The sequence below is a fragment of the Streptomyces sp. NPDC028419 genome (assembly GCF_055565515.1).
In genome coordinates, this window is sequence record NZ_JBVHUE010000001.1 from 67,095 (window position 1) to 92,502 (window position 25,408).

The following is a 25,408-nucleotide window of genomic DNA, read 5'->3' on the forward strand; positions in this document are numbered from 1 at the left end:
ACGGGCGGCGCGGTGGGTCCCGTACGGGTGCTGCTCGCCGATGACGAGCACCTGATCCGGGGTGCGCTGGCCGCGCTGCTGGGGCTGGAGGACGACCTGCTGGTGGTCGCCGAAGCGGCCACGGGGCCCGAGGCCCTCGCCATGGCGCGGGCCCACCGGCCGGACGTGGCGGTGCTGGACCTCCAGATGCCCGGGGCGGACGGTGTGAGCGTGGCCACATCCCTGCGGGCCGAACTCCCGGGCTGCCGGACCATGATCGTGACCAGTCACGGCCGCCCCGGGCACCTGAAGCGGGCCCTGAGCGCGGGCGTGCGGGCCTTCGTGCCCAAGACCGTGTCGGCGCGGCGGCTGGCCGAGATCATCCGGGACGTGCACGCCGGAGGGCGCTACGTGGACCCGGAGTTGGCGGCCGACGCGATCAGCGCGGGGGACTCCCCGCTGACCGCCCGGGAGGCGGAGGTCCTGGAGCTCGCGGCGGACGGGGCGCCGGTCGCGGAGATCGCGGAGCGGGCCTCGCTGTCGCAGGGCACCGTGCGCAACTACCTCTCCTCGGCGGCGGCGAAGCTGGGCGCCGAGAACCGGCACACGGCAGTGCGTCTCGCACGGGCCCGGGGTTGGGTATAGTAGGTCTCGCCTTACGGCGCTTGCGGACATAGCTCAGTTGGTAGAGCACCACCTTGCCAAGGTGGATGTCGCGCGTTCGAGTCGCGTTGTCCGCTCTGTGAGGAAGAAACCCCTGGTCATCGACCAGGGGTTTCTTCGTGTCCGGCTGCCTGTCCGGCTGCGTGTCCGGCGACCCCGCTCCCGGGCCCACCGCGTACGGCGGGCCCGGGAGGCGCGGATCAGGTCCAGCTCTTCCAGCTCTGGCCGGTGAGCCGCTCGTACGCCTCGATGTACTTGGCACGGGTCCGCTCGACCACGTCCTGCGGCAGCGCGGGCGGCGGGAGCTCGCCGTGGCGGTCCCAGCCGGAGGCCGGGGAGGCCAGCCAGTCGCGGACGTACTGCTTGTCGTAGGAGGGCTGTGCGTGGCCCGGCTCCCACAGGTCGGCGGGCCAGAAGCGGGAGGAGTCCGGGGTCAGCACCTCGTCGGCGGCGACCAGGGCGCCGTCCTTGTCGAAGCCGAACTCGAACTTGGTGTCCGCCAGGATGATCCCGCGGTCCCGGGCGATGTCGCGGGCCCGCCCGTACACGGCGAGGGTCGCCTGACGCAGCAGCGCCGCCGTCTCGGGACCGGTGGTCCGCGCGACCTCCTCGTAGGAGACGTTCTCGTCGTGCTCGCCGACCGCTGCCTTGGCCGCCGGGGTGAAGATCGGGGCGGGCAGCTCGGAGCCGTCCACGAGGCCCTCGGGGAGCGCGAGGCCGCACACGGTCCGGGTCTGCTCGTACTCGGCGAGCCCCGAGCCGGTGAGGTAGCCGCGGGCCACGCACTCGACGGCGACCATGTCGAGGTTCTGGCAGATCAGCGTGCGGCCCGCCCAGTCGGCGGGGGCGCCGGCCGGCAGCTCGGTGCTGATGACGTGGTTCGGCGTGATGTCCGCGAGCTGGTCGAACCACCAGAGGGAGAGCTGCGTCAGGACGCGACCCTTGTCCGGGATCTCGGTGGGCAGCACCCAGTCGAAGGCGGACATCCGGTCGCTCGCGACCATGACGAGGTTGTCGTCCCCGTCGCGGTAGAGATCGCGCACCTTGCCGGTGTGGAGGTGGACGAGGCCCGGCACCTGCACCGGCTCGGGCTTTTCGACGAATCCGGACACGGGGTCTCCCTGTGGTTCTGTACGAGCGCAGGCCCATTCTCCCGCATCGGGTGCGGCCCGCCGGCCCCAGGGGTCCCGCGCCCCCGTCAGTCGCGCTTGCAGATCCGGTCGAGGAGGTTCGCGGTGGCCTTCTGCACCCGCTCGTCGACATGGCCGGGGCGATCGAGCGCCGGGGACCACGCGAAGGTGCCGGAGGCGAAGACGAGGGCGCCGCTGGGCGCGCGGTACAGGGAGGTCTCCTGATGGCGCCGGTGGCCCTCGGTGTCGTCGTACGGGGAGTGCGCGAGCAGGATCCGGTCCTGGTGCTGGGGCAGCTGGGTGCGCGGGAAGTAGCGGTCGGCCTCGCCGGCGACCAGGCCGGGCAGCTCGTCGTTCTCCGTGGCCCCGGTGGCGTCCCAGAGCCAGTGGGTGGCGTTGCGCACGATCATGGGCGCGGGATCGGGGACGCGGCCGGCGTACTGGATGCCCAGCAGCTGCTGTTCCGGCCGGTCCACCTCGCGCCAGAGGGCGGGGCGGCCGGGGCCGCGGCGTTTTCGGCAGGTCAACAGCCGGTCGGGGGTCCCGGACGGTGAGGGGGACAGCTCCACCTGCCAGTACATGGTGTTGGCGGAGAGGAAGACCAGGGAGGTGCCGTGGTCGCGGGCCCGCTCGACGGTCCGGCGCATCGGGACCGACCAGTACTCGTCGTGGCCGGGGAAGACCAGGCCCCGGTAGCGGGTCGGGTCGACGCGGCCCGCGTGCAGGTCGCCCGTGTCGGCGTAGGCCAGGTCGTAGCCGTAGCGCTCCGCCCAGCGGATGAAGTCGTAGGCGTGGCCGACGTGGAGCGGCAGGCCCGCGCCCGCGTAGGGGCGGTCGTAGGAGACCGTGATGGCCGCCTCCTCCTCGCCCAGGAGGCGGCCCTCGTCGTCCCACGCGTGGTAGAGGCTCGCGCCGGTGCGGCCGTCCTCCGGATAGAGGTTGTAGGCCTGCCAGGTGATGTCGGGCAGGAGCAGCAGCAGGTCGGCGGGGTGGTCGTCGCGGACCGTGAAGGGGATGTGCGAGCGGTGGCCGTCGTCGGTGGTGAGGACGGCGACGTACGCGCCGAGGTTCCAGTAGGAGGGCACCTGGAGCCGCCACGACAGCCACCAGTGGTGGCAGGAGACCGTGCGGTCGGCGGTGAGCGGGGCGGGCTGGACGATGCCCGACAGCCGCGGACTGGAGTGGATCTTCGAGGCGCCGTCGCCGCCGTAGTGGCCGATCCGGTAGATGTCGACCGAGAACTGCTGGGGCGGGTCGACGGTGATGCGGAAGTCGATGGCCTCGCCGGGGGCGACGGCCCCGGTGGAGGCGAAGCCCTTGATCTGGCGGTGCACGTCGTCGGCGGTGCGGGGGCCGCTGGTGCGGGCGCGGGGGACCTGACCGGGCGCCAGGGCGGGGTCCACGTACCAGGGAAGCACCTGGCCGGTGTCGCCGATGTACACCTCGCTGCCCCGGAACCAGGGCAACGGACCTTGGCCGAAGGGGTCGTTCACCGCGTGCGCGAGCGCACCTGACTCCCAACGCCGGATCTGGTCCACACCCATATCGCTCCCCTCCCTCGCTCCCCCGAACGCGTATGCCCTACCTCGCCGCGTCCATGCCCGCGACCGGTCCCAGCACATCACATTACGCACGCACTCCGTCACCGTTCGTCGCGAATTGACGTGACCGGAACATACGCATCCGCTTATCCGTGCGACCCGTACGCCTCCACGGTCGCCACGCGCTCCCCTCCGCGCCCTCTTCCGGGGCACGGAGGTCGCGCCCGGCGCGCGGGCGACGGGCGCGTCAGACCAGCCGCACCGGCTTCTCGGGCCGGATCCCCAGGTCCGCGAGCCACTCGCGCAGCGGGGCGGGGTCACCGTCCTCCACCAGGGCGAGCACCGGAAGCGCCAGGTCCGCGCAGCGCGCCCCGGCGACCAACAGCACCGGTCCGTCCAGCCAGTCCAGGCCCGGCGCACCGCCCGCCGAGTCCACGGCCGCGCAGCACACCATGGCCATGACGTGGTCGGCCAGCAGGTCCCGACCGCTGCGCGGGGCCTGCAGCGGGAACAGCGGGACCGCGTCCGCGCCGCGCGCCTTCGCGCCGGCGCCCACGCCGGCCCGCTCCGCCACGGCCCGCTCCTCGCGCGCCACGTCCGCGCTGAGCCGCGCGGCCAGTGCGTCCGCGTCGGCGCCGTCGGCCCCGACCGCCCCGTCGGAGGCGAGGTGGCGCAGCACGCGCTCCAGCGTCGGTCCGGTCACCGCGTCCCCTGCCGGCGCGCCCTGCGGCGCGGCCCCGGCCAGGACGTCCAGCGAGTGGTGCAGGCGGGCCGCCTCCGTGCGCCACTTGCGGTCCACGACCTCCTCCGGATACGCCGCCCAGTCCACCGGCGACCAGTCCGGACCCACTTCGGCCGGACCGCCGTGGAAGAGCCGCGCGGCCAGCAGCGACGCCGCCTCGTCGACCACCCCGGGCTGCTCCAGCAGATCGCAGGCGGGACGCTCGCCGAGGCGGGAGGTGAACCCCTCGGCCAGCCGGTCGCGCCGGGACAGCTCGGTCAGCGCGCGGACCACCCCGGTGTCGAGGTGCGCGGGCCAGCGGCCCATCCGCCAGGCGGGCAGCGCCACCCGGGTCAGCAGCCGGTCCCAGCCCGCGTAGGCGAGGCCGACCTGCTCCTGGGCGACGATGCGCAGCCCGTAGTCCACGCCCTGGGCCCGGTCCGCGGCGGCCGCGGCCACCCCGCGCTCCATCTCGGCCGCGTCCGTGCGGCAGAGCCGCAGCAGCAGCCGGGCCGTCCGCCCGATCCAGCCGAGGCCGGGCCGGTTGCCGACGTCGGCGGCCGCGTCCAGCCCGCGCACGAAACGGCGGGCGTCGGCTATGTCGGGGTGCGCGGAGGGGCCCGTGCCCGCGACGACGGGGGCGAGCACCGCCCGTAGCTCGGCGACCCGCATCCACCACAGGAACGGCGAACCGATCACCAGGACCGGAGCCGCGCCGGGCACCGTCTCCGGGGCGGTCGGCCGGCCGGCGACCGCGCCCCGCCTGCGGTGCGCGGCGTGGGTACGGTCCTCCAACCAGCTGTCGCAGTCGGGGGTCAGGGCTATCGCGGAGGGCGCCGGCACCTGCATCCGGTCGGCCAGGTCCCGCACCATCCGGTAGAGGTCGGGCGCGGCGGCCTCGGCCAGCGCGACCGTCGGTGTCACGGCGGGCGCGGCCCGCAGCACCACCGCGCCGAACACGCCGGCGACCAGCAGCACGAGCGCCGCGACGACGCAGAGGACGAGGGTGACGGTGCCCCAGGGGTCACCGGCCAGCCGCCCGGTCGTGCGCGCGGCCACCAGGACCACCGCGAAGGCGGCGGGCAGGAGTGCGAGGGCCAGTGCCCTGCTGCGCACGCGCAGCACGGCCAGGGCCCGGGAGCGCGCGGACTGCGCGCCCACCACCTTGGTCGATACGGTTCCGGACACGGCCGGACGTCACCCCCTCTGCCCTGCGACGGTCTTGGTCACTCCCCCACTGTGACACCCGCCACTGACATCGCAATGCCGGTGGGCCAAGTGCCGGAGTGCTTGCGCCGCACCCTAGTTGGGGCCGGGGCGGCCGTCAGGCGGACGGGGCATCGATCACCCGATGGAATGGCTTTGGGTAAAGCTGGGTGCGTTCGAACGCGGCCGGATGCAGTCGCACGCGCGGGCCCGGAGCGCGTCGAGTGCGCTCCGGGCCCGCGTGATGGATGGGTGGGGGAGACCCCGCTGGTCAGTGCTCCGCGGCCGACTTCAGCGGCCTTCGGCGGCCTTGGCCGCGATGTCCGTGCGGTGCTGCGAACCCGCCAGCCGGATCCGCGCGACGGCCTTATACGCCCTCTCGCGGGCCTGCGCCAGATCGGAACCGGTCGCCGTCACCGACAGCACGCGACCGCCCGCACTGACGACGGCGTCGCCCTCCCGGCGGGTGCCCGCGTGCAGCACGTACGCCGTCGGGGCGTCCTCGGCCGCGACCTCGGCCAGGCCCTCGATCGGGTCCCCGGTGCGCGGGGTCTCCGGGTAGTTGTGGGAGGCGATGACGACCGTGACGGCCGCGTCCGCGCGCCAGGACAGCGGCGGCTCGGCGTCCAGCGTGCCCCGGGCCGCGTTCAGCAGGACGCTCGCGAGCGGGGTCTTCAGCCGGGCGAGGACCACCTGGGTCTCGGGGTCGCCGAAGCGCGCGTTGAACTCGATGACGCGCACGCCGCGCGAGGTGATCGCGAGACCGGCGTAGAGCAGGCCCGAGAAGGGGGTGCCGCGGCGGCGCAGTTCGTCCACCGTCGGCTGGAGCACGCTCGCCATGACCTCGTCGACGAGCTTGGGGTCGGCCCAGGGCAGCGGCGAGTAGGCACCCATGCCACCGGTGTTGGGGCCCTCGTCGCCGTCGAGCGCGCGCTTGAAGTCCTGCGCGGGCTGGAGCGGCAGCACGGTGACGCCGTCGGTGATGGCGAAGAGCGAGACCTCGGGGCCGTCGAGGAACTCCTCGATGACCACCCGGTCGCAGGCCAGCGCGTGGGCGCGGGCGGCGGCCCGGTCCTCGGTCACCACGACGCCCTTGCCGGCGGCGAGTCCGTCGTCCTTGACGACGTACGGGGCGCCGAAGGCGTCGAGTGCCTCGTCCACCTCTTCGGGGGTGGTGCAGACGTAGGAACGGGCGGTCGGGACACCGGCCCCGGCCATCACGTCCTTGGCGAAGGCCTTGGAGCCCTCCAGTTGCGCCGCCTCCGCGGAGGGGCCGAAGACGGGGATGCCGACCGCGCGCACGGCGTCGGCGACCCCGGCGACCAGGGGCGCCTCGGGCCCGACGACGACCAGGCCCGCCCCCAGTTCGGTGGCCAGCCGGGCCACGGCTTCGCCGTCGAGGGCGTCCACCGGGCGCAGCTCCGCCACCTCGGCGATGCCGGCGTTGCCGGGGGCGCAGTAGAGCGCACTGACGTCGGGGTCGAGGGACAGAGAGCGGCACAGGGCGTGTTCGCGGGCGCCGCCGCCGATGACGAGGACCTTCACGGGTGCAGCCTAGCCCGCCTGCGACGATGCCTTTCGTGCGGCCACCCCAATGAGGGGGCCCTACTCGTTCGTATATTCCTCCACCACGGTGGCTCCCAGCTCGCGCACGATCAGGTCGTGTCCGGTCAGCGCGCTGTCCACGAGATCCGGATCGTCCTCTTCCGGTACGTCGTCCTCGGGGCGTACGGGCTCCCGCACCGGGACGGGCGCGGGCGCGGCCGGGGGCTGCTGCTGGTGGCCCTGGCCCTGGCCCTGCGGCGGCTGGTACGCCGGGGCCGCCGGCTGCTGCGGGGCCGCCGGCTGCTGCGGGGCCGCGGCCTGCGGCGGCTGGTGCGCGGGGGCCGGGGCGGGGGGCGCGTACGACGGCGGCGGGGCCGAGTAGGAGGTGGAGACGGGGGCGGGCTGACCGCCGCCCACCACGGCCTCGATCTTCCAGTTGACCTGGAACTGCTCGGACAGGACCTGCTTGAGGACGTCCTCGCTGCCGCTGCTCGCGAAGTTGTCGCGGGCTCCGGGGTTGGGGAAGCCGAGCTGGAGGACGGCGCCGTCGAAGCCGACCACCTGGGCGTTCTGGCTGAGCAGGATCCAGGTGAAGCGGCGCTTGTTCTTGACCGCCTCCAGGACGCCGGGCCACATCGCCTGGACCTGTCCGGCCCCGGCGGCCATCCCGGGCCCGGAGGCCACCGGGGCGGCGGGCGCGGGAGCCGCGGCGACCGGGGCCGGGGCCGGCGCCGCGGGAGCGACGGCGGGCGCCGGGGCGCCGGGCGCGGCGGCGCTGGGCCACGCCCCGCGCGCGGGCTGCGCCGCGCCGGGCCAGGCTCCCGGGGCGGGGGCCGCGGCGGCGGGCGCGGGGGCCGCGGCCGGAGCCGGGGCCGCGGGCGCCATGGCGTGCGCCTCGGGACCGGCGACGTATCCCATCGCGGGAGCGGCGGCCGCGGGCTGCGCGACCGGGGCGGGGGCCGGCGCCGGGACCGGGGCGGGCGGGGCGGCGTACACGGGCGCGGCGGGCGCGGCGGGCGCGGCGGCGGGCAGCGGGGCCACGGCGGCGGGGCCCGCGCCGACGCCCGCACCCGCGAAGGCGGCGCCGCCGCGCTCCAGCCGGTCGAGCCGGGCCTGGAAGGACCGTTCGTCGTCGAAGGCGGCCGGCAGCAGCACCCGGGCGCAGATCAGCTCCAGCTGGAGCCGGGGCGAGGTCGCCCCCCGCATCTCCGTCAGCCCGGTGTTGACCAGGTCGGCCGCGCGGCTCAGCTCGGCGGCCCCGAAGACCGAGGCCTGGGCCTGCATGCGCTCCACCACGTCGGCGGGGGCGTCGATGAGCCCCTTCTCCCCGGCATCGGGCACCGCGGCCAGGATCACCAGGTCGCGCAGGCGCTCCAGCAGGTCGGCGACGAAGCGGCGCGGGTCGTTCCCGCCCTCCACCACCCGGTCCACGACCTCGAAGGCGGCGGCCCCGTCCCCGGCGGCGAAGGCGTCCACGACGGAGTCGAGGAGCGAGCCGTCGGTGTAGCCGAGCAGGGAGGTGGCCATGGCGTACGTCACACCGTCGGAGGTGGCGCCCGCGAGCAGCTGGTCCATGACGGACATCGAGTCGCGCACCGAACCGGCGCCGGCGCGCACCACGAGCGGCAGCACCCCGTCCTCGACGGTGGCGCCCTCACGGCCGCAGACCTCGCCGAGGTAGTCGCGCAGGGTGCCGGGCGGCACGAGCCGGAAGGGGTAGTGGTGCGTGCGCGAGCGGATCGTCCCGATGACCTTCTCGGGCTCGGTCGTCGCGAAGATGAACTTGAGGTGCTCCGGCGGCTCCTCGACCACCTTCAGCAGGGCGTTGAAGCCCGCCGAGGTGACCATGTGCGCCTCGTCGATGATGTAGATCTTGTACCGGCTCGCCGCGGGCCCGAAGAAGGCCTTCTCCCGCAGGTCACGGGCGTCGTCCACGCCACCGTGGGAGGCGGCGTCGATCTCGATGACGTCGATGGAGCCCGGCCCGTTGCGCGCGAGGTCGCGACAGGACTGGCACTCCCCGCAGGGCGTGGGCGTGGGGCCCTGCTCACAGTTCAGGCAGCGCGCCAGGATGCGGGCGCTGGTGGTCTTGCCACACCCCCGCGGCCCGCTGAACAGGTACGCGTGATTGACCCGGTTGTTGCGCAGGGCCTGCATCAGCGGGGCAGTGACATGCTCCTGCCCGATGACCTCGGCGAACGATTCGGGGCGATAGCGGCGGTACAGCGCAAGGGACGACACACTCACGAGGTTATCCGGGCCCGCCGACAACGCGACGCAGACGAGGAACACGAGCGAGGATCACGGGCGGGATCGCGGGCGGGGATCACGGGGCGCCGCGGACTCCCGCTCCCGCCCGACCCCGGCACGGCACCCGCCCCGGAACGCAAAGCGCCCCCCACGCACCCGCCAGAGCCCACTTACCCTTGCTGCCTTCCGGCCCTGGGGGAGTTGGGTGAGATAGCGCCACGTGAGGGGCTGACCCCACCCTAGCCGATGGATGCCCCGGGAATCGAGCCGGACCCCACCCGGACCTTCCACGGATCCCCCGCGAGCGATCACGTTCGCGAGCACCCCCCAACGTCTTGTATTGTTCGTCGCGGAGGATTCGCCTAGTGGCCTAGGGCGCACGCTTGGAAAGCGTGTTGGGGGCAACCCCTCACGAGTTCGAATCTCGTATCCTCCGCCATTGCTCTCACCGGGCAATACGTTGAAGGGCCCCGCAGCTTGCTGCGGGGCCCTTCGGCGTTGCCGGTCCGGGGGCCGGGGCGGGGTGGGCGCGGATACGATCGCGGATCATGGACTGGCTGGAGCGCGTCGCGCGGCTGAGGCAGTGGACCCGCAGCGGGGCGCGCGCTCCGCACAAGCCGCTGCTGCTCCTGTACGCCCTCGCCCGCTTCCGGCAGGACGCCGACGGCGAACTCCCCTACAGCGCGGTGGAGGAGGACCTGAAGCGGCTGCTGGCCGAGTACGGGCCGCCCCACCGGACGACGCCCGCGTACCCCTTCCACCACCTGGTCGGCGACGGCGTGTGGGAGGTGCGGACCGTGCGCGGCCCCGGGAGTCCCGGGAGCGGCGTGCGGGAGCTGCGGGCGGCGGGCGCCGCGGGGCGGCTGGCCCCGGAGCTGCGGGCGGCCCTGCGGCGGGAACCGGCGCTGCTCGACCGGATGGCGCGCGCCCTGCTCGACCTGAACTTCCCGCCCTCGCTCCACGACGAGCTGTGCGAGGCCACCGGCCTGGAGCTGGAGCCGGCCGCCGGGACCGGGCGGCCCTCCACCGGGCGCAGGCAGCGCGACCGGCGGATGCGGGAACAGGTGCTGACCGCCTACGAGTACCGGTGCGCCTTCTGCGGTTACGACGGCAGGCTCGGCGCCGTGGCGGTCGGGCTGGAGGCCGCCCACGTGCGCTGGTGGGCCTTCGACGGGCCGGACGACGTCGCCAACGGGCTGTGCCTGTGTTCGCTGCACCACAAGCTCTTCGACAAGGGCGCCCTCGGCATCGGCGACGACCACCGCGTCCTGGTCTCGCAGCGCTTCGTCGGCCACAGCCCGGCCGCCCGCGCGCACGTCATAGACCTCGCGGGCCGCCCGCTGACCGGGCCCCAGCCGGGGGCCCCCACCGTCGCGGCGGACCACCGCGTCTGGCACACCCAAGAGGTCTTCCACGGCGCCGCGCGTCCCGCTGCCACCTGAGCCACCGCGCACGGGCCGCCGGCCGGGGGCAGCGGGGGAGGGCGGCTACCAGAGGTTGACGCCGTCGCCGGACGGGGGCGCCGGCTCCTCCGGGGCGAGTGCGGGCTGACACGTGAAGCCGAGCCGGGTCAGCGCCCTGACCACTTCGTTGGCCGTGAAGTCACGCGGGTCCTGACGGGTGATGACCTGGCCGACCTGCTTGACGGGGTACACCCGGCGGCCGATGGTCACCGAGGCCACGGAGGCGACGGTGATCGGCTGGGGTGCGACGCCCTTCATGGACGCCTCCACTTCGCCCTTGCTCAGGTCGAAGGGGAAACGGGCGATCACAAGACGCATGGTGGTACCTCCTCGGGCCGGAAGCGCCCCCGCCCGGCAATTCCGGTCAGGGGTCCTACTGGTGACGCGGGTGGTGAAGGCCCTCCTGGGGCGACGCGGCGCAGAGATGGACGGAGATAAACGAACCGGGGCCCGCACCCAAGGTGCGGGCCCCGGCGAATTCGCCTCGGCGATCAGGCGCCGACGATGTTCTCCGCCTGCGGGCCCTTCGGCCCCTGCGTCACGTCGAAGGTGACCTTCTGGCCTTCCAGGAGCTCGCGGAAGCCCTGGGAAGCGATGTTCGAGTAGTGGGCGAAGACGTCGGCGCCGCCGCCGTCCTGCGCGATGAAGCCGAAGCCCTTTTCAGAGTTGAACCACTTCACGGTGCCAGTAGCCATGCCACTTCTCCTTCAAACGGGGGCAGTTCCGGGGGCCGCACTGTGCGAGCCCCGCATCGCCGCGATGATTGCCCCGTACCCGGAAAGCACCGGAAACAAAAAGCGCGTCCGCTGGGAAACACCAGGTCGGAAGCGCTTGTCGTCTTTTGGGAACCACAACTGCAACTGATTCGACAGTACCACGGCCTTGAGCGGCACCGCTGTGGTTCAGTTATTCGAATTGACATGATCGGGCGGGTGCTTGAACACAGTTTCGGTATCCGCGACAGCAGGTATTACGCCAGTCCACAGGTCGACAAATGCACCTCGAACCACCGGGGATTTTCCGGGGTGAAGTCCACGGACGTGCACGCCGACGTGCCGGCGCCCCGACGGCGCCGAGCCCGGGTGGCCGGCCCGCGGGCGCGGGGGTTACCGATCGGTAGCTCCGGCGGTAGCGTGAGCCGTCGAGAGACGAGATCGGAGTGCCATGCCCCGCACCTTCAGCGTGTCCGACAGCATCCTCATCGACGTCAGCCCGGCCACCGCCTACCTGCGCGTCTCCGACCCCGTGGCCATGGGGAGTTGGAGCCCGGAGAACCTGGGGGCGACCCTGCGCGACGGGCGCCGGGAGGGCGCGTACGTCGGCATGTCCTTCGACGGCCACAACAAGCGCGGCGCCTTCCGCTGGACCACCCGCTGCACGGTCACGGCGGCCGACCCGGACCGGCTCTTCCGCTTCCGGGTCCACTCCATCGGCTTCAAGCGACCGCGCCTGCCCGGACCCATCGCCACCTGGGAGTACCGCTTCGAGGCGGCCGAGGGCGGGACCCGGGTGACGGAGACCTGGACCGACGACCGCCGCTCCTGGCCCGACCCCGTGGCCCACGCCTTCGACCGGGTGGCGACCCGCGGGCACACCTTCGCCGACTTCCAGCGGCGCAACATCCGGACCACCCTGCGCAACCTCAAGGCGGCCCTCGAAGCGGCCCCGGCGGCGCGCTGAGCGGTCCCGGCGCGCCGGCGGCGTCGTCCTCAGCCCAGCTTCGGCATCTCGCCCACCGTGGTGGTGACGTCGATCAGGGCGAGGGCCGCACCCTGCGGGTCGGTGACGGCCGCGAAGCGGCCGAAGGGACTGTCCATCGGCCCGAAGTGCAGCGTCCCGCCGAGCTCGGTGGCCTTGGCCACCGCCGCGTCGCAGTCCGGGACCGTGAAGTAGACCTGGATGTAGGACGGGATCTCCGGCGGGAACTCCGAGCCCATCGTCATCCGGCCCAGCACCGGATTGTCCGGGCCGCCCAGGCCGAAGACCTTGAAGTCCATGCCCTCGGCCTCCGGGCCGTCACCCAGGTCGACCTGGTGCGAGGTGTAGGGGAAGACCTTCGGCAGGAAGGCGTCCGCCGCTGCCGCGTCCCGGGTGAAGACCTCGGCCCAGCAGTACGCGCCCGGCTCGGCCACCTTCTCGAAGCCCTTGTGCTCCCCCGGCTGCCAGACGCCGAAGACCGCGCCGCTCGGTTCCTTGGCGATCGCCATCGTGCCGAAGGTGCCGACCTGCATCGGCTCCATCAAGACCTCGCCGCCCGCCGCCTTGATCTTCGACGCGGTCGCGGCCGCGTCGGGCGAGGCGAAGTAGAGGCACCACTGCGAGGTCCCCTCCTGCCCCGGCATCGGCGGGACCACGGCGGCCACCGCCTTGCCGTCGGCGTAGGCCTGCGTGTAGTTGCCGTACTCGCTGGAGGCATCGCCGAAGGTCCAGCCGAGCACCGCGCCGTAGAAGCTCTTGGCACCCTCCACGTCGGTGAACATCGCGTCCGCCCAACACGGCGCGCCTTCCGGGAAATCGGTCATCGCCATCGACTCCTGAGTCTGCGGTCCCTCACCGGTCATCCCTCCCACGCTAGGCGCGCGGTGCGTCCCCCGCGCGCGGAACGCGGGCTCGCGCGACGCTGGAGCCATGGACATCACGATGCGCCTCGCCCAGCAGCCGGAGGCCGACGCCCTGCTCGGCCGCAGCCCCCTGGCCGCCCTCGTCGGCATGCTGCTGGACCAGCAGGTACCGATGGAGTGGGCGTTCACCGGCCCCTACACGATCGCCCGGCGGATGGGGGCGGACGACCTGGACGCGCACGCGATCGCCGCCCACGACCCGGACGCCTTCGCGGCGCTGCTGTCCGAGAAGCCGGCCGTCCACCGCTATCCGGCGTCGATGGCGAAGCGGGTGCAGCAGCTGTGCGCGTACCTGGTCGAGCACTACGACGGGGACGCGGCCGCGGTGTGGACCGGCGTCGGGACCGGCGCCGAGCTGCTGCGGCGCCTGAAGGAGCTGCCGGGCTTCGGCGAGCAGAAGGCCAAGATCTTCCTGGCGCTGCTGGGCAAGCGGCTCGGCGTACGGCCGAAGGGATGGCGCGAGGCCGCGGGCGGCTACGGGGACGCCGGGGTCCACCGGTCCGCCGCCGACATCACCGGGCCGGAGTCCCTCGCGAAGGTACGGGCGCACAAGCAGGAGGCGAAGGCCGCCGCCAAGGCGGCCGCCCATGTCCCGACCGCCGGGAATTGACCGGAGAAACAGTGCCGGAATTGGCCCCTGAATCCGGTCAACAGGGCCCGTAGATTAGGGGACATGAACACCGCAGCCGCACACCACACCGCGCACCTGACCCGCTCCGCCACCGCCGAGGCCATCTCCGACGCCCCCGGCAGCCTGATCACCCTGCTCGCCGACTCCGACACCACCGGCGGCGCGCTGACCTGCAACACCGCGGTCTTCGAGGAGGGCGCGGCCGGCGCCCCGGTGCACTTCCACACCAAGGCGACCGAGTTCTTCTTCGTGACCTCGGGTCAGCTCGACGTCCTGGTCGACGACGAGGTCCAGACGCTGGGCAAGGGCGACTTCCTCGCCGTCCCGCCCGGCGTCAAGCACGCCTTCGCGCCCGCCGCCGGGCACACCGCGGAGGTCCTCGTCGGCTTCACGCCCGGCATGGGCCGCTTCGACTACTACCGGCTGCTGGGCCGGGTCAACGCGGGCGAGGCCACCGTCCAGGACATCAAGGACTCCTCGCCCGTGTACGACAACCACTACGCCGAGAGCGCCGCCTGGAGCGGCCGCCGGCGCAGCGCCGAGCCGTAGGTCTCGTCGGCGTCCAGGCGCCGCAGCTCCTCCGCGATCAGCTCGGCGTCGCTGCGGATCTTCAGCGCGACCGTACGGTCCGGACTCCCCGGCAGCACCAGCGTCGCCAGCGCTCCCTTGGGCCGGTCCACCCGTATCTCGCCGCCCGTGGTCTCCAGCCGGACGCGGGTGATGACGGGCCCCTCGGTGGTCACCCGGGTGAAGGGCACCCCGAGCCGGTCCTCCAACCAGCGGGCGAGCAGTTCGGCGCTCGGGTTGTCCGCCTCGCTCTCCACGGACCCGCCGGTCACCGGGAGCGGCTTCTGGTCCAGCGCCGCGGCCAGCAGCGCCCGCCAGGGCGTCAGCCGGGTCCACGCCAGATCGGTGTCCCCGGGCGCGTACACCGCGGCGCGCTCGTCCAGCACCGCGACCGGGTCCAGCGCCGCCTGCGCGTCGGTGATCCGGCGCTTGGCCAGCGCGCCCAGCGCGTCCCGGGCCGGATCGGCCGGGGCGTCGGCGGGCCACCAGGCCACGACGGGCGCGTCCGGCACCAGCAGCGGCAGCACCACGGAACCGGGGTGGCCGGTCAGTTCGCCGTGCAGCCGCAGCAGCACGACCTCCCCGCTGCCCGCGTCCGAGCCGACCCGCAGCTCCGCGTCGAGCCGGGTCTGGCGCAGCTTGTGCGGACCGCGCGAGGTCCGCTTGATGACCGCGATGATCCGGCAGGGGTGCTCGCGCGAGGCCTCCGAGGCCGCGCGGACGGCGTCGTAGGCGTTCTCCTCGTCGGTGACCACGACCAGGGTCAGGACGAGGCCCATGGTCGGGCTGCCCACGGCCCGGCGGGCCTCCAGGAGGGCCCGGTTTACCTGGCTGGACGTGGTGTCGGTGAGTTCGGTCCGCATCCCAGGAGTCTCTCAGCGTCCGGTACGGCGACGTCACCCGGATGGCTCGATTCCCCCTGGAAGCACCGGCCCGGGGCCCGGGACCTCAGCGGCGCCGCTTCGCCGTGCCGAAGATCGAGCGGGAGATCTCCCGGCCCAGCTGGGTCCCGATCGAGCGGGCCAGGGAGCGGAACAGCCCGCTGCCCACCACCTGTTCGGCCAGCGAGGGATCCGGCTTCGGAGCGCTGCGCGCCGCCTTCTCGGCCGCCTTCGCCTGCTTCTCCGCCTCCGCCGCGGCGGCCGCCGCCTCGGCCGCGGCCTCGGCGGCCGCCTGTTCGGCGCCGATCTTCTCGTACGCCGATTCCCGGTCGATCGGTTCGGCGTAGCGCGAGTAGAGCAGCGAGGCCTTCACCGCCTGGTCGAGGACGGCCGGCTCGACCGGGCCCATCAGGGACTGCGGGGCGCGCAGCCGGGTCGCGGCCACCGGTGTCGGCGCGCCCTTCTCGCTCAGCACGGTGACGACGGCCTCGCCGGTGCCCAGCTGGGTGAGGAGCTCCTCCAGGTCGTACTCCGAACGGGGGAAGGTCTTCACCGTCGCCTTCAGGGCCTTGGCGTCGTCCGGGGTGAAGGCGCGCAGTGCGTGCTGCACCCGGTTGCCGAGCTGCGCGAGGACGTCGGCGGGCACGTCCTTCGGCGTCTGCGTCACGAAGAAGATGCCCACGCCCTTGGAACGGATGAGCCGGACGGTCTGGGTGATGGAATCGAGGAACGCCTTGGACGCGCCGTTGAAGAGCAGGTGCGCCTCGTCGAAGAAGAAGACGAGCTTGGGCCGCTCCAGGTCGCCGACCTCCGGCAGGTCGGTGTAGAGGTCCGCGAGCAGCCACATGAGGAAGGTGGAGAAGAGCTGCGGTCTGTCCTGGACGGCGGGCAGCTCCAGCACGGAGACCGTGCCGCGCCCGTCCGCGGCCGTACGGAGGAATTCACTGGTGTCGAATTCCGGCTCCCCGAAGAACTCCGAGGCACCCTGCTGCTCGAACGCCGTGAGCGCGCGCAGGATCACCCCGGCGGTGACCGTGGAAAGCCCGCCGATCCCCTTCAGCTCGGCTTTCCCCTGGTCGGAGACGAGGAATGCGACGGTGGCCCGCAGGTCCTTGAGGTCGATGAGCTCCAGGCCCTTGGCATCGGCGTAATGGAAGATGAGGCCGAGCGACTGTTCCTGCGTCTGGTTGAGCTGGAGCACCTTCGACATCAGTACCGGCCCGAAACTGGTCACGGTCGCCCGGACCGGAATTCCCGGGCCGATCCCGCCCAGCGCGTAGAACTCGCAGGGGTGACCCGTGGGCTGCCAGTCCTGCGCCACGTCCTTCGCCCGCTCCTGGACCTTCTCGCCGGGCACGCCCGGGGCCGAGATGCCGCAGACGTCGCCCTTGACGTCGGCGAGGAAGACGGGCACCCCGTTCGCCGAGAGCTGCTCGGCGATCAGCTGGAGGGTCTTGGTCTTGCCGGTGCCGGTCGCACCCGCCACCAGGCCGTGGCGGTTGAGCATGGACAGCGGGATGCGGATCTGGTGGTCCGGCAGGCAGGTCCCGTCCCAGAGCAGCGCCCCCAGGTCGAGTGCCGGTCCGGTGAAGGCGTACCCGGAAACGATCCGGTCGGCCGTTTCGCTGCTCTGGTGGCTGCTCTCGCTCATGCATCACTCCCGTAATAGGGCTATCTGCCACTTTTGCACCAGGGAGGCGAGGCTGCGCCCGCAGGCCCTTGACCGGTAGGCTTTCCGTGTGATCTTCAAGCGCATCGGAAGCGGCCGGCCGTACCCCGACCACGGCAGGGAAACCACCCGGCAGTGGGCGGACGTAGCCCCGCGCCCGGTCCGGCTCGACCAGCTGGTGACCACCAAGGGACAGCTGGACCTGGAAACGCTGCTCGCCGAGGACTCGACCTTCTACGGCGACCTCTTCGCGCACGTCGTGAAGTGGCAGGGCGACCTCTACCTGGAGGACGGACTGCACCGCGCCGTCCGCGCCGCGCTCCAGCAGCGCCAGGTGCTGCACGCGCGCGTCCTCGAAATGGGCTGAGTCCCCGCCGCATGGGCTGGGTCCCCGCCGCGTCCCGGCCGGGTAGCTGCTCAAGGCAGCCGGGTCGGGTGCCGGGAATCCCCGGGATTGCGCCTTTCGGGTCTCCCTTGGCCTATGAACAGATCATTTAGTAGGCATCGTCACCGGGCCGCACTACGCTGCCGCCCATGAGCATGCTCACTCCCCCCGGCATGGGCGGAAAGTACCGCGTCACGGGAGCTGCCTACCCCCGCATGCACCGTCCCCGGCGTCGCCGGAGGATCGTGTTCGCCGTGCTCGGTGCGGTCGTCGCGCTCGCGCTGCTCGGCTACGGGGCACTGCAGCTCATCGGCGTCTTCGGGGGCGACGGCAAACGCCCCGTGGCCACGGCCGCCAAGGACTGCGCGAAGGTCGCCAAGGCGGGAACCACGGGCGGCGCGCGGGGCGAACCGGCCGCCGCGCCCAAGGCCAGCCCGGCCGTCGCACTGCCGCAGCCCGGCCAGATCACCGTCAACGTCTACAACGCCACCCCGCGCGCGGGGCTGGCCAAGGCCGTCGGCGACGAACTGAAGAAACGCGGCTTCCTGATCGGCCAGGTCGGCAACGCCCCGGCCGACTTCGACAAGAAGGTCACCGGAGCCGGGATACTGCTGGGCTCGCCCAGGACCGACAAGGCCGTCTTCTCCGTGCTCGGCGCGCAGCTGGCCGGCGCCACACCGCAGACCGACGCCCGCGAGGGCGCGGACGTCGACCTGATCCTCGGCGACTCCTTCAAGGAACTGACGAAGAAGGAGGACGCGGACAAGACGCTGGCCCTCCTGGCCCACCCGAGGCCCGCGCCCGCCGCGACCTGCTGACGTGCCTTACCGCTGACGTGCCGGAGCGCCCCCGAGCCGTGCTCGGGGGCGCTCCGGTGTGGGGCCTGGCTGTTCCGCTGCCGTGCTACTCCGCGGAGCCGTACATGCGGTCGCCCGCGTCGCCCAGGCCCGGCACGATGTAGCCGTGCTCGTTGAGGCGCTCGTCCACGGCCGCCGTCACGACGGTCACCGGGGCGCCCGCCAGCTCGCGCTCCATGACCTCGACGCCCTCGGGCGCGGCCAGCAGCACCACGGCCGTGACGTCGTCGGCGCCGCGCTTGATCAGTTCCTGGATCGCCGCGACCAGCGTGCCGCCGGTGGCGAGCATCGGGTCGACGACGTAGACCTGGCGCCCGGAGAGGTCCTCGGGCATGCGCGTCGCGTACGTGGAGGCCTCCAGGGTCTCCTCGTTGCGGACCATGCCCAGGAAGCCGACCTCGGCGGTGGGCAGCAGCCGCACCATGCCGTCGAGCATGCCGAGACCGGCGCGCAGGATCGGCACCACGAGGGGGCGCGGGTAGGAGAGCTTCACACCCGTCGTCGGGCCGACCGGAGTCGTGATGTCGCTCTGCTCGGTGCGCACGTCCCGGGTGGCCTCGTAGGCGAGCAGGGTCACCAGCTCGTCGGCGAGCCGCCGGAAGGTCGGGGAGTCCGTGCGCTCATCGCGCAGAGTGGTGAGTTTGTGCGCCACCAGCGGGTGGTCGACGACATGAATCCGCATGACTCCACAGTAACCGGGCGGACCGCCCCCGGAGCCCGCGCGAACGGGCCGCGGCCTGTGACCTACCTCGTGGCCCGATCCGGGGCCGGGCTCGCCGACCCACCGCGGAGCTGCCCCGGGGCCCGCTCCTCGGATCCCCCGCCCGCCCGGCCCGGCCGCTCGTGTGACCTGCCGAGATGCCGCGGATCCACTGGCATCAACCCGCGGGTCCGGGGGAAGGTGGGGGGCGGGGGGTCTGCTTCGCGACGCGGAGGAGGACGACCGGACCAGCCGGGGTGGTGGCCGATGCCCGACGTTCAGCCGACCGAAGAGGACAGGGAAGCACCGCAGCCGCAGGAGAGCGCCGCGCAGCGACGAGCGCGACGCGCGCAGTTCCTGCGCGATCTCAACGAGGCCCGTGAGCTGCGCGACCGGGTGCAGCCCCGACGCGCCCGCGCGGCCCGGATGCGCCAGCAGATGCGGATGCGCACCTTCCGCTGGTGACGGGTGCGCGGACGGCGCCCGCGGACCCGCCCGCCCCGTGTCCGCACGGGGATCCCCGCGACCGCGCACGACCTCCGCCACGCCCGCCCGTACGCCTCTCGCGCCACCCCGGACGCCCCCGGCACAGGCCCCCCGAGCGACCCGCGCGCCCCCGCCGGACACCCCCCGAGCAGCCCACCGGCGACACGGCACGGCACGACGCAAGCGCGGAAGACCTCTCGCAAAGCCGCTGTTTCTGCCACGATGCCGATTGGGCGGGGCACGACGGCGAGCACGACGGCCGTTCGACCCCATCCTCCGGCCGGGGGGACCTCCATCCGGCACGCCTATCACCAGTGGGAGAGTCACGGTGTACTTCGCCGCACTGCTCGCGCGCACCGAAGACGGGTGGGAAGCGAGCGACACGGATCTCGACAACGTCGAGTCGCTGACCGATCTGATCGATCTCGCCCGTTCCACCGCTGTCGACGACGACACGGTGGTCGCCCTCATCGAGCAGGAGGACGCCTGGTTCGGCGTCGTCCGCGTGGACGGGGAGGAGGACCCGCGGATCTTCGTCTCCAACGCCGCCGCGGCCTCCCGCAGCTCCTACGGCTCGATGCTCACCGAAGAGCTGCTCGGCAGCGACGAGGAGGAAGACGTACTCGACGAGCTGGACCTCGACGGCACCGAGGACGGCGAGGAGGACGTGGTCGCCGTGTTCGAGCAAGGGTCCTCCACCGAGGACGACATCGACGACGACGAGGACACCGGCGTCGAGCCGGTGCCCGCGGGGCCGCTCGGCGACCCCCGGCTGCTCGACGACCTCGGAGTGGGCCACAAGGAACTGCTGGACCTCGACGGGGACGCGCTCTCGCAGATCGCCGAGTCGCTCGGCGCGACCGAGGTGCTGGAGGCCGTTCGCTAGTGGGCCCTTCGCACCACCCCGTTCCCGACCCCCCTGTCCACCCCGACCTCGACCCCGGCACCGGTAGCGGATCCGACCCCGGCGCCGGATCCGATCCGGTCCGGGACCCGTGGCGGACCTCCATGCGCCTGGCGCTCTCGGAGGCCGCCCGGGCGGTACCGGCCGGTGACGTACCCGTCGGCGCCGTCGTGCTCGGCCCGGACGGGAGCGTCCTGTCGACCGGGTACAACGAACGCGAGGCGACCGGTGACCCGACCGCGCACGCCGAAGTGGTCGCCATCCGCCGGGCCGCCGCGCGGCTCGGCGAGTGGCGGCTGCCCGGGTGCACCCTCGTGGTGACCCTGGAGCCCTGCGTGATGTGCGCGGGCGCGCTCGTACAGTCCCGGATCGCGCGCGTCGTCTACGGCGCGAGCGACGAGAAGGCGGGCGCCGCCGGTTCGCTCTGGGACCTCGTGCGGGACCGCCGGCTCAACCACCGGCCCGAGGTGATCGCCGGCGTGCTCGCCGAGGAGTGCGCGCAGCAGCTGACGGGCTTCTTCCGGAACCTCTGACCGCACCCTCCGGGGGACCGTTCACCCCCCGCCGCCTATCGATTTCAGAGCACGGCCCACCTTGGGCTAAGCTCTCTCTCGGTAGCGTGTCCGAGCGGCCGAAGGAGCACGCCTCGAAAGCGTGTGATGGTGCAAGCTATCCGTGGGTTCAAATCCCACCGCTACCGCTCTGGTCCGAGAGCCCCGCCCCGCAAGGGTCGGGGCTCTCGGCGTTCCGGGAACCGTCGATCCGCGCCGCGTCCACGCGCCCCCGACGTACTCCGCACCGGTGAGCCCGGGGCCGCGTCGGACCGGGCGTGCGTGACCGGGCGGGTGCTCGGCCGTTGACACGGCATGACCAAGACCCAGCGCATGCTCGCCGCCCTGGCCCTCGCGGGCGCCACGGCGGGCTTCGCCGCCGCCACCGCCCCCGTCGCCTCCGCCGCCCCGATCACCCTGCCGGACCTGCCGGTCGCCGCCCCCGGCATGCCGGAGGGAGCGACGCCGGGATCGGTCCAGGAGATCGGCGCGAAGGTCAGCGAGCCCCTGCAGCAGCTCAACCAGCTGATGACCCTGCCCGACCAGCTCTCGCCCCTGACGGACACGGTGGCGCCGGTGACCAACCTCGCGACCGGCATCGAATAGATCGAATAGGGGGGCCAACGCGCAGAAGGCCCCGACCGGAGTCGGGACCTTCGTACGGTGGGGACGGGGGAAGTGACATCGGGGGGACAAGTCACTTCCCCCGATGAGGACGGGACCTGCCAGCCCGAGCCGCAGTCAGGGGGGAAGCTTGCGGCTCGGACCCCGCAGTGAGGTCCTGTCCCTAGCTCACCGATTTCCTGCCAGAACCGGTGGGCTCGTCTTCAATCCTGCCCCTCCCACCCCCGTCCCCGCAGCGGCAAAGGGCCTGGACCGTCAGGTCATTGGTCCTTAAAGGACAGGTGAGTGATCGAACCGGAGCGGTTAGACTCACTCGACGTTGCAAGGATTGGCAGGGGAGGCCGAACCCGCTCGTGGACATCAAGAAGATCGTCGTGGGCGGACTCGTCGTCTTCGTGCTCTATGTGATCATCACTCAACCGGTCAAAGCGGCGGAATTCGTTCAGATCGGATTCCAGGGCATCTCGGATGCCGCTTCCGGTATCGGCCAGTTCATGACCGAACTGGTGCGCTGAACTCGTACGCCGTTGCGGCTTCCGGACCTCCGGTCCCCCACTCCGACGGGTGGGGGACCTTTCGCGTTCCCCGGTCATGCTCGCCGTTCGATTTCACATTGCCCCTGGATACCCGCCAAATGCCCAACTTGCCCTCAACACGGCGATATACGGTGCTTGCGCACAGTGCACATGTCTTGTGATGCTATGACCGCTTTTGACTGATTGGTTAACTTGACTGAAGGGGTGGCGTGACCGTGCCGGCCAGTACTGCGCCTCAAGTGCCACCCCAGCAGGATCCCCAGGACGATCCACCGTCCGACGCGGACACGGCGACCACCGTCACCAGCACCACCAGCACCGCCACCAGCACCAGCAGCACCGCCACCACCACGGTCACCACCGCCCCCTTCGCCCCGCGCGCCCCCAGCACCCGGGGCGCCGACACCCGGGCCCTCACCCAGGTGCTCTTCGGCCGGCTCAAGGGCCTGGAGCCGGGCACCAGCGAGCACAGCCGGGTGCGGGGGGCCCTCATCGAGGCGAACCTCCCGCTCGTCCGGTACGCGGCCGCCCGCTTCCGCAGCCGCAACGAGCCCATGGAGGACGTCGTCCAGGTGGGCACGATCGGGCTCATCAACGCGATCGACCGGTTCGATCCGGAACGCGGGGTCCAGTTCCCCACCTTCGCCATGCCGACCGTCGTGGGCGAGATCAAGCGGTACTTCCGCGACAACGTGCGCACCGTGCACGTACCGCGCCGCCTCCACGAGCTGTGGGTCCAGGTCAACGCGGCCACCGAGGACCTCACCACGCTCCACGGCCGCATGCCCACGACCCCCGAGATCGCCGAGCGGCTGCGCATCGGCGAGGACGAGGTGCTGTCCTGCATCGAGGCGGGCCGCTCCTACCACGCGACCTCGCTCGAAGCCGCCCAGGAGGGCGACGGCATGCCCGGCCTGCTCGACCGGCTCGGCTACGAGGACCCCGAGCTGACCGGGGTCGAGCACCGCGACCTGGTCCGCCACCTGCTCGTCCAGTTGCCCGAGCGCGAGCAGCGGATCCTGCTGCTGCGCTACTACAGCAACCTGACACAGTCACAGATCAGCGCGGAGCTGGGAGTTTCCCAGATGCACGTGTCCCGACTGCTCGCCCGGAGCTTCGCGCGACTGCGGTCCGCAAACAGGATCGAGGCGTAACCGGAACGGGTGAAAGCCTCCGGACGCTTTACCGACAGAACCGCTGACACCCCTTCTGTCGCTGGAGTTATATGTCGACTTGGCGCTACAGCGTGTTGCCGACATGTGACATTCTGCTGGAACCGCGTTTGCCGCAGCCCCGCCTCCGGTATTCAGGTGGAGGCTGCGTTCCTCCGACGGGCGCGCCCGCCGCGACCGTCCGCGATCCCAAGGGGGTGGCATGTCCGTAGAACAGGGCAGCTCCAAGGTGCTCACGCTCGTCAAGAGCGAGACGCCGGCTGTGTCCGACCGCACGGAAGCCCCGCCAGCGCCCACAGCGCCCAATGACACCCGCACGCTCTCCCGCTCCCTGTTCCACCGCCTCGCCGCGCTGGAGGCGGACAGCCCCGACCGGGCGTACGTGCGCGACACCCTGATCGAGCTGAACCTGCCCCTGGTGCGCTACGCGGCGGCCCGCTTCCGCAGCCGCAACGAGCCGATGGAGGACATCGTCCAGGTCGGCACGATCGGCCTGATCAAGGCGATCGACCGGTTCGACTGCGAACGCGGCGTGGAGTTCCCCACCTTCGCCATGCCGACCGTCGTGGGCGAGATCAAGCGCTTCTTCCGCGACACCTCCTGGTCCGTCCGCGTCCCGCGCCGGCTCCAGGAGCTGCGCCTCGCGCTGACCAAGGCGAGCGACGAGCTGGCCCAGAAGCTGGACCGCTCGCCGACCGTGCCCGAGCTGGCCGCCGTACTCGGGGTCTCGGAGGAGGACGTCGTCGACGGCCTCGCCGTCGGCAACGCGTACACCGCGTCCTCGCTGGACTCGCCCTCACCGGAGGACGAGGGCGGCGAAGGCTCGCTCGCGGACCGCCTCGGCTACGAGGACACCGCGCTCGAAGGCGTCGAGTACCGCGAGTCGCTCAAGCCGCTGCTCGCCAAACTGCCGCCCCGGGAGCGCCAGATCATCATGCTGCGCTTCTTCGCGAACATGACCCAGTCGCAGATCGGCGAGGAAGTCGGCATCTCGCAGATGCACGTCTCCCGGCTGCTGACCCGCACTCTGGCGCAGCTGCGCCAGGGCCTGATCGGCGAGTAGCCCGGACCGCGGGCACGTCGGGCGAGCCGGGTAACCATGCCGCGGGCGCTTCCCAATTGACGATCCGTCAGGAAAACTGGCGCGATGCGAAAGGGATCGCTCACCCTGCTTGCCGTGTGCGTGACCGCCGCGACCCTGACGGGCTGCGGCGGTCCGCCGCGCGACGGTTACGTCGCGGTGGGCGCCGCCGCTCCCGGCTCCGAGCGGGGCGCGGGGGAGACCGTGGCCCCCAAGGGCGCGGTGGAGTACCAACCCCTCGCCGGCCCCGCGGGCGCTTCCGCCCCGCCCAGCAGTACGTCGCCCCCTGCCCCGGGAAACCCGCCGACCGCGGGCTCCGGCGCGGGCGGAGCCGTCCCGGGCGCCCCCACGGGCTCCGCGAGCGCCCCCGGATCCACCCCGGCCGGCGGACCCGGCGACACCCCCGGCACCACCGCACCCCCACCCGCCACGGGCACGTCAGGCGGCACGGGCACGTCAGGCGGCTCGGGCGGCTCCGGCACGTCCGGCGGCTCGGCCGGCTCCGGTGGCTCGACCACGCCCCCGCCGCCCAAGCCCCCGGCGGCGACCCCGGCCCGGATCCAGCTCGGCGCCCCCGCCCGGTCGGCGGCCGCGGACCGCTGGTGCGAGCGGGTCGGCGTCACCTTCACCAACACGGGCACCACGGCGGCCCGTTCGGGCACGGTGACCTTCTCCACCCACATCATCGGCGCGCTCGGCATCGACTGGGCCACCATCACCTCGACCCAGCCCCTGCCCGCACCGATCGCGGGCGGGGCGGCGAAGACGCAGACGTACACGGTGTGCGTGGAGTCCTGGCGGGTGCCCCTGGGCATGCACATCGAGACCCAGCGGGTCACCGCCACCTGGAGCTGAGCCGCCCGCTCGGGCGTTCTAGCTCAGCGCGAGCCAGGCGACGACGCCGATGACGACCACGAGGGCGACCACCGCGGCCAGCCACACCCCCGTCCTGGAAGCCTGCTGCCGGTGCGAGGCGGCCGCGGCCGCCGGACGGGCGGCCTCCGCCTCGTCCACGAAGGCACGGAACATCTGGGTGCTGCCCGCGGGGTCGTAGTTGCCCTCGGGGCCCTGGGAGTTGGTGTGTGCAGCCATGGCTCAGGACCCTAGCGGGTTTTCCGATTCCTTTACCGCCCTCCACCCCGGATTCATTTGCCTGTAGCAACCATCTGCTTCTATGGTTGCTCAAAGCAACAAGATGGGGAGGGGAGCGCGGTGCTCACGCGAGACGCGACACGGACCGGCACG

27 protein-coding genes, 3 tRNA genes and 1 other RNA gene are annotated in these 25,408 nt (G+C 72.6%); 18 read left to right on the forward strand and 13 right to left on the reverse strand.

The features are described from left to right. Positions 1 to 12 precede the first annotated feature (12 nt). Both ACZ4UB_RS00320 and ACZ4UB_RS00325 read left to right on the forward strand, forming a co-directional pair. Positions 13 to 624 (forward strand): response regulator, encoded by a 612-nt coding sequence (locus ACZ4UB_RS00320; protein WP_468067713.1) that lies wholly within the window; start codon positions 13 to 15, stop codon positions 622 to 624. A 22-nt stretch (positions 625 to 646) separates the two neighbouring features. Next, positions 647 to 719: transfer RNA gene (locus ACZ4UB_RS00325), tRNA-Gly, on the forward strand. A 123-nt stretch (positions 720 to 842) separates the two neighbouring features. On the opposite strand, the gene ACZ4UB_RS00330 is transcribed toward ACZ4UB_RS00325, so the two are convergent. The 6 genes from ACZ4UB_RS00330 to ffs form a co-directional block, all read right to left on the reverse strand. Then, a complete protein-coding gene (locus ACZ4UB_RS00330; protein ID WP_468067334.1) occupies positions 843 to 1,754 on the reverse strand; it encodes a phosphoribosylaminoimidazolesuccinocarboxamide synthase in 912 nt (303 codons plus the stop codon). 86 nt (positions 1,755 to 1,840) lie between these two features. Further along, positions 1,841 to 3,316 carry a N,N-dimethylformamidase beta subunit family domain-containing protein gene (locus ACZ4UB_RS00335; protein WP_468067336.1) on the reverse strand — a complete coding sequence of 492 codons (1,476 nt, stop codon included), beginning with the start codon at positions 3,314 to 3,316 and terminating at the stop codon, positions 1,841 to 1,843. 244 nt (positions 3,317 to 3,560) lie between these two features. Beyond that, on the reverse strand, positions 3,561 to 5,222 hold the full coding sequence (locus ACZ4UB_RS00340; protein ID WP_468067338.1) for a M48 family metalloprotease: 1,662 nt from the start codon (positions 5,220 to 5,222) through the stop codon (positions 3,561 to 3,563). A 309-nt stretch (positions 5,223 to 5,531) separates the two neighbouring features. Then, positions 5,532 to 6,785, reverse strand: a complete 1,254-nt coding sequence (purD, locus tag ACZ4UB_RS00345; RefSeq protein WP_468067339.1) for a phosphoribosylamine--glycine ligase — start codon at positions 6,783 to 6,785, stop codon at positions 5,532 to 5,534. A 60-nt stretch (positions 6,786 to 6,845) separates the two neighbouring features. Continuing rightward, on the reverse strand, positions 6,846 to 9,026 hold the full coding sequence (locus ACZ4UB_RS00350; protein ID WP_468067341.1) for a DNA polymerase III subunit gamma and tau: 2,181 nt from the start codon (positions 9,024 to 9,026) through the stop codon (positions 6,846 to 6,848). Between the two features lie 143 nt (positions 9,027 to 9,169). Then, positions 9,170 to 9,268: signal recognition particle sRNA small type (ffs, locus tag ACZ4UB_RS00355), an RNA gene on the reverse strand. Between the two features lie 118 nt (positions 9,269 to 9,386). Here ffs and ACZ4UB_RS00360 point away from each other — a divergent pair. Further along, positions 9,387 to 9,474 (forward strand) — tRNA-Ser (locus tag ACZ4UB_RS00360). Positions 9,475 to 9,583: 109 nt separating this feature from the next. Further along, positions 9,584 to 10,477: a phosphorothioated DNA-binding restriction endonuclease gene (locus ACZ4UB_RS00365; RefSeq protein WP_468067342.1), complete on the forward strand. Its 894-nt coding sequence runs from the start codon at positions 9,584 to 9,586 to the stop codon at positions 10,475 to 10,477. Positions 10,478 to 10,522: 45 nt separating this feature from the next. On the opposite strand, the gene ACZ4UB_RS00370 is transcribed toward ACZ4UB_RS00365, so the two are convergent. Next, positions 10,523 to 10,816 carry an SCO5918 family protein gene (locus tag ACZ4UB_RS00370; protein ID WP_354378972.1) on the reverse strand — a complete coding sequence of 98 codons (294 nt, stop codon included), beginning with the start codon at positions 10,814 to 10,816 and terminating at the stop codon, positions 10,523 to 10,525. A 173-nt stretch (positions 10,817 to 10,989) separates the two neighbouring features. Next, the gene (locus ACZ4UB_RS00375) at positions 10,990 to 11,193 is read right to left on the reverse strand and encodes a cold-shock protein (RefSeq protein ID WP_354378971.1); all 204 of its coding nucleotides are present in this window, start codon (positions 11,191 to 11,193) and stop codon (positions 10,990 to 10,992) included. A gap of 469 nt (positions 11,194 to 11,662) precedes the next feature. Between ACZ4UB_RS00375 and ACZ4UB_RS00380 the strand changes: the two genes are divergently transcribed. Further along, the gene (locus ACZ4UB_RS00380; RefSeq protein WP_468067343.1) at positions 11,663 to 12,178 is read left to right on the forward strand and encodes an SRPBCC family protein; all 516 of its coding nucleotides are present in this window, start codon (positions 11,663 to 11,665) and stop codon (positions 12,176 to 12,178) included. A 29-nt stretch (positions 12,179 to 12,207) separates the two neighbouring features. Here the strand turns inward: ACZ4UB_RS00380 and ACZ4UB_RS00385 are convergent, their stop codons facing one another. After that, positions 12,208 to 13,020 (reverse strand): VOC family protein, encoded by an 813-nt coding sequence (locus ACZ4UB_RS00385; RefSeq protein ID WP_468067714.1) that lies wholly within the window; start codon positions 13,018 to 13,020, stop codon positions 12,208 to 12,210. A gap of 106 nt (positions 13,021 to 13,126) precedes the next feature. Here ACZ4UB_RS00385 and ACZ4UB_RS00390 point away from each other — a divergent pair, with 106 nt between their 5' ends. Together ACZ4UB_RS00390 and ACZ4UB_RS00395 are read left to right on the forward strand one after the other, a co-directional pair. Continuing rightward, a complete protein-coding gene (locus ACZ4UB_RS00390; protein ID WP_468067344.1) occupies positions 13,127 to 13,729 on the forward strand; it encodes an HhH-GPD-type base excision DNA repair protein in 603 nt (200 codons plus the stop codon). Positions 13,730 to 13,792: 63 nt separating this feature from the next. Further along, on the forward strand, positions 13,793 to 14,299 hold the full coding sequence (locus ACZ4UB_RS00395; protein WP_468067346.1) for a cupin domain-containing protein: 507 nt from the start codon (positions 13,793 to 13,795) through the stop codon (positions 14,297 to 14,299). On the opposite strand, the gene opcA is transcribed toward ACZ4UB_RS00395, so the two are convergent. Then, complete coding sequence (gene opcA, locus ACZ4UB_RS00400; RefSeq protein ID WP_399264647.1) at positions 14,248 to 15,180, reverse strand: glucose-6-phosphate dehydrogenase assembly protein OpcA; 933 nt, start codon at positions 15,178 to 15,180, stop codon at positions 14,248 to 14,250. The two genes, ACZ4UB_RS00395 and opcA, sit on opposite strands and share 52 nt — an antisense overlap. An 85-nt stretch (positions 15,181 to 15,265) precedes the next feature. Further along, complete coding sequence (locus ACZ4UB_RS00405) at positions 15,266 to 16,849, reverse strand: helicase HerA-like domain-containing protein (RefSeq protein ID WP_468067347.1); 1,584 nt, start codon at positions 16,847 to 16,849, stop codon at positions 15,266 to 15,268. A gap of 88 nt (positions 16,850 to 16,937) precedes the next feature. Here ACZ4UB_RS00405 and ACZ4UB_RS00410 point away from each other — a divergent pair, with 88 nt between their 5' ends. Next, positions 16,938 to 17,234, forward strand: a complete 297-nt coding sequence (locus ACZ4UB_RS00410) for a type II toxin-antitoxin system VapB family antitoxin (protein WP_330331599.1) — start codon at positions 16,938 to 16,940, stop codon at positions 17,232 to 17,234. 167 nt (positions 17,235 to 17,401) lie between these two features. Next, positions 17,402 to 18,070 carry a LytR C-terminal domain-containing protein gene (locus tag ACZ4UB_RS00415; RefSeq protein WP_468067348.1) on the forward strand — a complete coding sequence of 223 codons (669 nt, stop codon included), beginning with the start codon at positions 17,402 to 17,404 and terminating at the stop codon, positions 18,068 to 18,070. 85 nt (positions 18,071 to 18,155) lie between these two features. On the opposite strand, the gene upp is transcribed toward ACZ4UB_RS00415, so the two are convergent. Next, on the reverse strand, positions 18,156 to 18,791 hold the full coding sequence (upp, locus tag ACZ4UB_RS00420) for a uracil phosphoribosyltransferase (RefSeq protein WP_354378964.1): 636 nt from the start codon (positions 18,789 to 18,791) through the stop codon (positions 18,156 to 18,158). A 285-nt stretch (positions 18,792 to 19,076) separates the two neighbouring features. On the opposite strand from upp, the gene ACZ4UB_RS00425 reads away from it, so the two are divergent. The 9 genes from ACZ4UB_RS00425 to ACZ4UB_RS00465 all read left to right on the forward strand — a co-directional run bounded on the left by ACZ4UB_RS00425 (position 19,077) and on the right by ACZ4UB_RS00465 (position 25,018). Then, positions 19,077 to 19,274: a hypothetical protein gene (locus tag ACZ4UB_RS00425; RefSeq protein ID WP_354378963.1), complete on the forward strand. Its 198-nt coding sequence runs from the start codon at positions 19,077 to 19,079 to the stop codon at positions 19,272 to 19,274. A 349-nt stretch (positions 19,275 to 19,623) separates the two neighbouring features. Further along, the gene (locus ACZ4UB_RS00430) at positions 19,624 to 20,181 is read left to right on the forward strand and encodes a tRNA adenosine deaminase-associated protein (protein WP_354378962.1); all 558 of its coding nucleotides are present in this window, start codon (positions 19,624 to 19,626) and stop codon (positions 20,179 to 20,181) included. A gap of 122 nt (positions 20,182 to 20,303) precedes the next feature. Next, entirely contained in the window at positions 20,304 to 20,732 is a 429-nt protein-coding gene (tadA, locus tag ACZ4UB_RS00435) for a tRNA adenosine(34) deaminase TadA (RefSeq protein ID WP_468067350.1), read from the forward strand. An 80-nt stretch (positions 20,733 to 20,812) separates the two neighbouring features. Next, a tRNA-Ser gene (locus ACZ4UB_RS00440) sits at positions 20,813 to 20,899 on the forward strand. A 166-nt stretch (positions 20,900 to 21,065) separates the two neighbouring features. Next, a complete protein-coding gene (locus ACZ4UB_RS00445; protein WP_467960349.1) occupies positions 21,066 to 21,356 on the forward strand; it encodes a hypothetical protein in 291 nt (96 codons plus the stop codon). Positions 21,357 to 21,727: 371 nt separating this feature from the next. Beyond that, positions 21,728 to 21,889 carry a hypothetical protein gene (locus tag ACZ4UB_RS00450; protein WP_351050749.1) on the forward strand — a complete coding sequence of 54 codons (162 nt, stop codon included), beginning with the start codon at positions 21,728 to 21,730 and terminating at the stop codon, positions 21,887 to 21,889. Between the two features lie 236 nt (positions 21,890 to 22,125). Further along, on the forward strand, positions 22,126 to 23,064 hold the full coding sequence (locus ACZ4UB_RS00455) for an RNA polymerase sigma factor SigF (protein WP_468067351.1): 939 nt from the start codon (positions 22,126 to 22,128) through the stop codon (positions 23,062 to 23,064). A 220-nt stretch (positions 23,065 to 23,284) separates the two neighbouring features. Continuing rightward, positions 23,285 to 24,145 (forward strand): RNA polymerase sigma factor SigF, encoded by an 861-nt coding sequence (locus tag ACZ4UB_RS00460; protein ID WP_467960345.1) that lies wholly within the window; start codon positions 23,285 to 23,287, stop codon positions 24,143 to 24,145. Positions 24,146 to 24,229: 84 nt separating this feature from the next. Further along, positions 24,230 to 25,018 (forward strand): hypothetical protein, encoded by a 789-nt coding sequence (locus ACZ4UB_RS00465; RefSeq protein WP_468067352.1) that lies wholly within the window; start codon positions 24,230 to 24,232, stop codon positions 25,016 to 25,018. A gap of 18 nt (positions 25,019 to 25,036) precedes the next feature. Here ACZ4UB_RS00465 and ACZ4UB_RS00470 read toward each other — a convergent pair whose 3' ends face one another. Continuing rightward, entirely contained in the window at positions 25,037 to 25,255 is a 219-nt protein-coding gene (locus tag ACZ4UB_RS00470; protein WP_354378956.1) for a hypothetical protein, read from the reverse strand. Positions 25,256 to 25,408 lie beyond the last annotated feature (153 nt).